This window comes from Achromobacter veterisilvae (genome assembly GCF_900496975.1).
GTDB classification, from domain to species: domain Bacteria; phylum Pseudomonadota; class Gammaproteobacteria; order Burkholderiales; family Burkholderiaceae_B; genus Achromobacter; species Achromobacter veterisilvae.
The window spans coordinates 21,654-27,725 of record NZ_UFQC01000056.1; the positions used below are offsets into that span (position 1 = coordinate 21,654).

Here is a 6,072-nt window from a genome sequence, read left to right on the forward strand (position 1 = left end):
GCCCGTCATTCATCATCAGGAGAACCATCATGGCAACCCCATCGGCTTCCGAGAAATCTGTTGCGCCCATCGTCGTCCCCGGCCAGCTCACGCTGCGTACCATCCGCGGCAAGAACGGCCCGTTCACGGTTGGCCGCCTCGCGACGCACCTCGGTACTTTCGAGGTCAAAGACCCGGAGCTGGAGCAGTACCCCGAAGGCAAGTACGACGGGGAATTCATCATCAGGTACATCTTCCCGAAGTCCTATCCGGTCGGCGGCGGCATGCGGTTCGAGATCCGTGCCAGCCTCGACGGCATGACGCTCAACGGCATCGACAAACTCAGCCGCGACGAAGCCCGCAGCTTCGCCACCCAGGACGTCGATCCGCTCGATGAAGAGCAAGGGGCGCAGCCTGCGGCAACGCCGGCCAAGCCCACCAAAGCGTCCAGGCCCGCCAAGCCCGCACCCGTGCAGGCGTCCGCGGACCCGCTGGTCGATACCACGCCCTTCGGCGTGGATGCGCCACCGCCTGCTACGGCCGCTGCCCCCGGCAGCACCGAAGACGGTGACGCCGCGCTCTTCGGCCTGCTGTGGCCGCTGGGCGAGTCCGTGAAACTGGATTCGACCATCGACCGCCGCACCCTGCGCGCGCAGATCGCCCGCCTGGGCGAGCTGGGCTACGCGCTGGACTTCAAGACGCAGGAGTGGAGCCGCCAGGCCGAACCAAAACCTGCGTGATCGCAGACGCCGCATGCGCGGTGTTCTTCATCCACCCGCCGGGGTTCCTTTCCCATGCGGGGGAGGCCCTGGCCATTTTCTGGAGGTCTCCATCATGTCCACCATCGCTTGCGATACCCCGCGTTCAACGCTGGATGAACCCGCGTGGCGGGACCTTTGCAAAGCGGCCGCCGCACACGCCCAGCGCGGTTGCGGCTTGTCCTACGACCACTACGTGACGCTCTTCAGTTCGGCGATCGACGCACAGGCCAATCGTTTGCCGGATGAGCAACGTGCTCAGGCTCTCGAAATCGCGGCCCAGGAATGGGACTACGCAACACCTGCCGAACGGCAGGAAACCCAGGACTGGAATGCGGAGCATGGCTATTGCTCGCACGGGATCGAGTTCGGCTACTGCCCGGCCGGTTGTGATCGAGACGATGACGACTGGGATTGAGGGCGACGCATAGGTTCCTTCGCCGCAGATGCGGCATTCCATCACCCGCTGGGGGTTCTTCCCCACGGGGAGGCCTTCAGCTCAACTTTTCGAGGAGGCCTCTCATGGGCTGGTATTTCTCAAACCAATCGCGGTCCGAACTGATCGCGGAACTGATCGCACCGCAAGAGACCGAGCGCGCCAGCGTCAAGGTCATCGCTCACACCCTGCGCGGCAACGTGCTGTGGTCCGTCGCCGAAGTGACCGCCAAGGTCGAAGGCGTGCATCGTGATCTCGCACCGGGCCAGTCCCTGCGCTACATCCGCTGCGATCTGCTTGAACGAAGCGGCGGCCAGTGGGGCTACAAGTCCTTGGACGAGTCCATGCACCCGTACTACTACACGTGCCCGCTGTCCTATCTGGACCTCGCACCGGAGCAGTCCGCCGACTGGCGTGCAGGCGTTCGCGCCTACCACGCCCGGCGGCGCACACCCACGGCATCCGCGGCATCCGCCGCGGCGTCGATGGCCTGAGCCAGGAGGAACCGACATGGACCCGATCCTGGCAACGCTTCCGCCCTCGTTGCTGGCACTCGTTGAAGGGAGTTTGTCCAACGACGAAGTGTCCTCCGACGAGGAAATGCTGGCGTACTTCATCGACAACGGCCTCACCGAGGACCAGGCACGGCAGGCACTGACCTACCGCGACCAGTACCTCAACAACATCTACCTGGAAGGCTTCACGCCGATCACTTCGGCGGACGAGCCGCTTCACTTCAACCCGCACACCCGGCAGTTCGAGCCGGACTGAGCGGTTTTCTTCCACCCCCTGGGGCAGTACTTGCCCCAGCGGGCGGTGCTGTTCCCGTTCATCCGAGGACACCACCATGCCCGCAAACACTTCTTCCACGCTGTACCGCATCGACGAATGCCCGGACGTGATGGCCGACGCCTGCGTCGGCGATGACCAGGGCAACCTGATCTTCCTGTCCATCTGGGCGCGGGACACCGCCGTCCAGCAGTTCCTCGCTCGCCTGACCCTCGGGCGCGACGAGCAGGGACTGGACCAGTTCCACGTCATCACCGACCAGGGCGGCAGCGTCCCGGTATTCATCGGCAACGTCGATCGCCTGGAAAAGCGCATCACGCGCGCGTACCGGCGGACGCTGTTCGGCTCGCTGTCCAACGTGTGGCTGTTCGACCGGCGCTGCGTCAAGCCCGACAAGGCCAACGCCAGCGCATTGGCACTGCTGCCACGCGACAGCGCCCACAGGCTTGACCGCCTGTGGATGCTGGTGCGGGACACCTGCCCGTTGCCGCTGCTCGATCACTGGCGCGAGACCGTGCTGGAACTGCTGCAAACCCGCGAGATGCTGGCCCGCCTTCCGTTCGCCCTCGGGCCGCTGGAAGGCCATCGGCTCGCCATCGACGTGCCGGCGCTGACCCTGGCGCTCGGCTCCCTGATCCGCAGCGACGCGCTCACCGCCTATCCGTATCCGGCCAAGATTTGGACGCCGGAAGCGGTAGCGGCTTGACCCACCCTCGGAGGCACGCCTTGGCGTACTTCCGTGTTTCATCCCCGCCAACCAGGAGACTTCCATGGCCCTCATGTTCCCGCGGCTCGCCCGCAATTTCGTCAAGAACGGATATTTCCCGACCGACGAACCCACGCTCGAAAGAGCGCTCAACGCACTGATGCCCAGCGACGGGCCGATGTGCATCCTCGATCCCTGCGCCGGCGAAGGCGTGGCGATCGCCGAAGCCGCCCATGCCCTCGGGCGCGAGCAGGCAAAGGCGTTCGCCGTCGAGTTCGACGCGGAGCGGGCGCGCCATGCCCGCGGCCTGGTCGATCACTGCCTGCACGCGGACCTGATGGACACGATGGTCTCCAAGCAGTCCTTCGGGCTGCTCTGGCTCAACCCGCCGTATGGGGACCTGTCCAAGGACGTCAACGGCAACATCGGCTATCAGGGCCAGGGCCGTGCCCGCCTTGAAAAGCTGTTCTACCAGCGCACGCTCTCGCTGCTGCAATACGGCGGCGTGCTGGTTTTCATCGTCCCCGGCTACGTGCTCGACGCGGAGTTGGTCGGCTGGCTGACGCGCCACTACACGGACCTGCGCATCTACCGAGCGGTGGAGACGCAGTTCAAGCAGGTGGTGATCTTCGGACGCCGGGTGCGCCAGCGCGAGCAGGTGCCCGATGGCGTCAAGGCCGTGCGCAATCTGCTGTTGCAGGTAGGGCAAGGCGAAGTCGAAGCCGAGGAACTGCCGAGCGAGTGGCCGTTCCTGCCGTACATCGTCCCCGCCAGCCCGGCCGAGCCAGAGCATTTCTTCCGCGTGACGATGGAGCCCGAGCAGTTCGCCGATGAGGTTGGCAGGCTGCAAGGCTTGTGGCCATCGCAGGACACGCACCTGGGGGCTGCGCAGCAATCGCTGCGTCCACCGGCGCGGGCCTTGTCCCGCTGGCATCTCGCCCTGGCTCTGGCCGCGGGTGCGATCTCGGGGGTTGTGCGCTCCAAGACCGGGCGCGTGCTCGTCGTCAAAGGTGACACCCACAAGGACAAGACGCTCCAGCGGGAGTTCACCGAACGCGAAGACGGCTCCATCGCCGAGACCCGCATCCTCACCGACAAGTTCGTTCCCGTCATCCGCGCGTGGGACATGACACCTGGCTCCGCGACACGGGGCGAGGTGTTGACCATTCGCTGATCCACCGGACGCGCTGCCGTCCTGCTGTACCAACTCGAAGGAGAAACACCATGATCCCCAATCCGTTCAAGCGGCCTGCGCCGCACAAGCAACCGTTGTTCGCACCGAGTACGTTGAAGTTGAGCGAGAAGGTGCATTGGCTGGCCCGGCGAGGCCTGATCGACCCCTTGGCCTATGTCCAGCGCCATGTGCGCGGGGACTGGGGCGAGATCGATGAGGCCACACGCCAAGCCAACGACGTGGCGATCCAACAGGACAACCTAATGATCTCGCAGTTCAGGATCACGCCGGACCTGGCGCTGATCGTCAAGACCAGCGAGGACCACCAGACCACGGTGGTCCAGCTTCCCGAAGAGCGGGACCTGATCTGAGGCCCCACATCGTCATCCTCATCCACCTGACGGAGCCACTTCACTCCGGCAGGGGTGTCGTGGCTCAATGACTCATCAAGGAGGAGCCCATGGCATCGCATCGCATCGAAACCTACTGCCAGCGGCTGGCGTTCCCCATCGGGGCGCTCATCTTCAGCAGAGGTGTAGACCGCCTGGTCCGCGCGGGTCGCCTGGACCCGATCCCGTACTTCAGGCGCCACACCCGTGGCGACTGGGGCGACGTCAACATCCAGCAATGGCAGACGAACAGCAGCGCGCTTCAATCGGGCGCGTCGCTGGAATCGCACTACGTGATCCATCCGGGGCTCGCCATTCGCATCGTCACCGATTCGCAGCGCTGCGCAACCGTCATCGTGCTTCCGTCCGAAGACTGAGCACGGTTCACCTGCGGGCCGCCCAGGCCAGCACCTTCAACCACCCTCAGCCACGCGTCGATTCTCTTCCCACCACGGGGCATGCCATTGCCCCGCTGGGGGTGGTGCATGCCCCATTTTTCTTTGGAGCATCACCATGTCCCTCGATCTCGAAACCACTGCCGCTGAATCCGCGCCCGTACAGGGCGAACTGCTCGACGCGGAATCTTCCCCTCTGACCCTGAGCCTTCAGGATTTTGTCGGCGAGTTCGGCGACGAACTACTCGACGCCCTCAACAGCGCTAATCCGCCGGTCTATACCGGCCAACCGCAGGCGCACCGGCAACTGGTGGTCGCCAGCCTCAAGCGCAAGCTGTTCCCAGCCCAGGCCGAAGTCGTCCACGCCGCCGCCGAGCTGCTGATCGACCGTGGCGAACGTGCTGCGATCGTCAATGGCGAGATGGGCTGCGGCAAGACGACCGTCGGCATTGCCACGGCCGCCGTGCTCAACGCCGAAGGCTATCGCCGCACTCTGGTGCTGTCGCCGCCCCACCTGGTTTACAAGTGGCGGCGCGAGATCCAGGAGACGGTGGCCGGTGCCAAGGTGTGGGTACTCAACGGGCCGGATACGCTCGTCAAGCTCATCAAGCTGCGCGAGCAGTTGGGCGTGCAGCCCACGGGCCAGGAGTTCTTCGTCCTGGGGCGCGTCAGGATGCGGATGGGCTTTCACTGGAAGCCTGTCTTCACCACGCGGCGCACCCGCCACGGCGACGTGGCGGCCTGCCCGGACTGCGGCACGGTCATCACCGACCTCGACGGCGAGCCGGTCAACCCGATCGCGCTCCAAGCCGAGGAGTGCCGCAGGAAGTGCGGCCACTGCGCCGCGCCCCTGTGGACACTGATCCGCCCGCGCAGTCTGTCCGGCAGCGACCAGTCCTCGGCCGTGCTCAAAGCCTTAAAGCGCATACCGACCATCGGAGAGGTCACCGCGCAGAAGCTGATGCAAAAGTTCGGTGACGGGTTCCTGGCGTCGATGCTCGGCGACAACATCCATGAGTTCATCAACCTCATGGATGGCAACGGCGAGCTGGTGTTTTCCGACCGTCAGGCCACGCGCATGGAACGTGCGATGGCCAACATGGAGTTCGGCTTTGGCGAGGGCGGCTATCAGCCGTCCGAGTTCATCAAACGCTACCTGCCGCAAGGCACGTTCGACCTGCTCATCGCCGATGAGGCACATGAGTACAAGAACGGGGGCAGTGCCCAGGGCCAGGCCATGGGCGTGCTGGCGGCGAAGGCTCGCAAGACCTTGCTGCTGACCGGCACGTTGATGGGCGGCTACGGGGACGACCTGTTCCACCTGCTGTTCCGAGCCCTTCCGGGGCGGATGATCGAAGACGGCTACCGCCCGACCACGAGCGGCAGCATGACCTCGGCTGCGATGGCGTTCATGCGCGATCACGGGGTGTTGAAGGACATCTACTC

The 6,072-nt window shown here is 65.0% G+C and carries 9 protein-coding genes; all 9 read left to right on the top strand.

The features are described 5' to 3' along the window. Nucleotides 1-29: 29 nt before the first annotated feature. Nucleotides 30-719 (top strand): DUF3275 family protein, encoded by a 690-nt coding sequence (locus AVE30378_RS30145; RefSeq protein WP_003116823.1) that lies wholly within the window; start codon nt 30-32, stop codon nt 717-719. A 94-nt stretch (nt 720-813) separates the two neighbouring features. Beyond that, nucleotides 814-1,155 (top strand): hypothetical protein, encoded by a 342-nt coding sequence (locus AVE30378_RS30150; protein WP_003116822.1) that lies wholly within the window; start codon nt 814-816, stop codon nt 1,153-1,155. A 104-nt stretch (nt 1,156-1,259) separates the two neighbouring features. Then, on the top strand, nt 1,260-1,667 hold the full coding sequence (locus AVE30378_RS30155; RefSeq protein WP_003116821.1) for a hypothetical protein: 408 nt from the start codon (nt 1,260-1,262) through the stop codon (nt 1,665-1,667). 16 nt (nt 1,668-1,683) lie between these two features. Beyond that, on the top strand, nt 1,684-1,944 hold the full coding sequence (locus AVE30378_RS30160) for a hypothetical protein (RefSeq protein WP_003090124.1): 261 nt from the start codon (nt 1,684-1,686) through the stop codon (nt 1,942-1,944). Nucleotides 1,945-2,020: 76 nt separating this feature from the next. Beyond that, nucleotides 2,021-2,668 (top strand): hypothetical protein, encoded by a 648-nt coding sequence (locus AVE30378_RS30165; protein ID WP_003116820.1) that lies wholly within the window; start codon nt 2,021-2,023, stop codon nt 2,666-2,668. Between the two features lie 40 nt (nt 2,669-2,708). After that, a complete protein-coding gene (locus AVE30378_RS30170; RefSeq protein ID WP_223224654.1) occupies nt 2,709-3,842 on the top strand; it encodes a DUF6094 domain-containing protein in 1,134 nt (377 codons plus the stop codon). Nucleotides 3,843-3,955: 113 nt separating this feature from the next. Beyond that, nucleotides 3,956-4,213 (top strand): methyltransferase, encoded by a 258-nt coding sequence (locus tag AVE30378_RS30175; protein ID WP_425265804.1) that lies wholly within the window; start codon nt 3,956-3,958, stop codon nt 4,211-4,213. Nucleotides 4,214-4,302: 89 nt separating this feature from the next. Beyond that, entirely contained in the window at nt 4,303-4,608 is a 306-nt protein-coding gene (locus tag AVE30378_RS30180) for a hypothetical protein (protein WP_003116817.1), read from the top strand. Between the two features lie 136 nt (nt 4,609-4,744). Then, on the top strand, nt 4,745-6,072 hold a 1,328-nt coding region (locus AVE30378_RS30185), incomplete at its 3' end, for a DEAD/DEAH box helicase family protein (protein WP_341868055.1).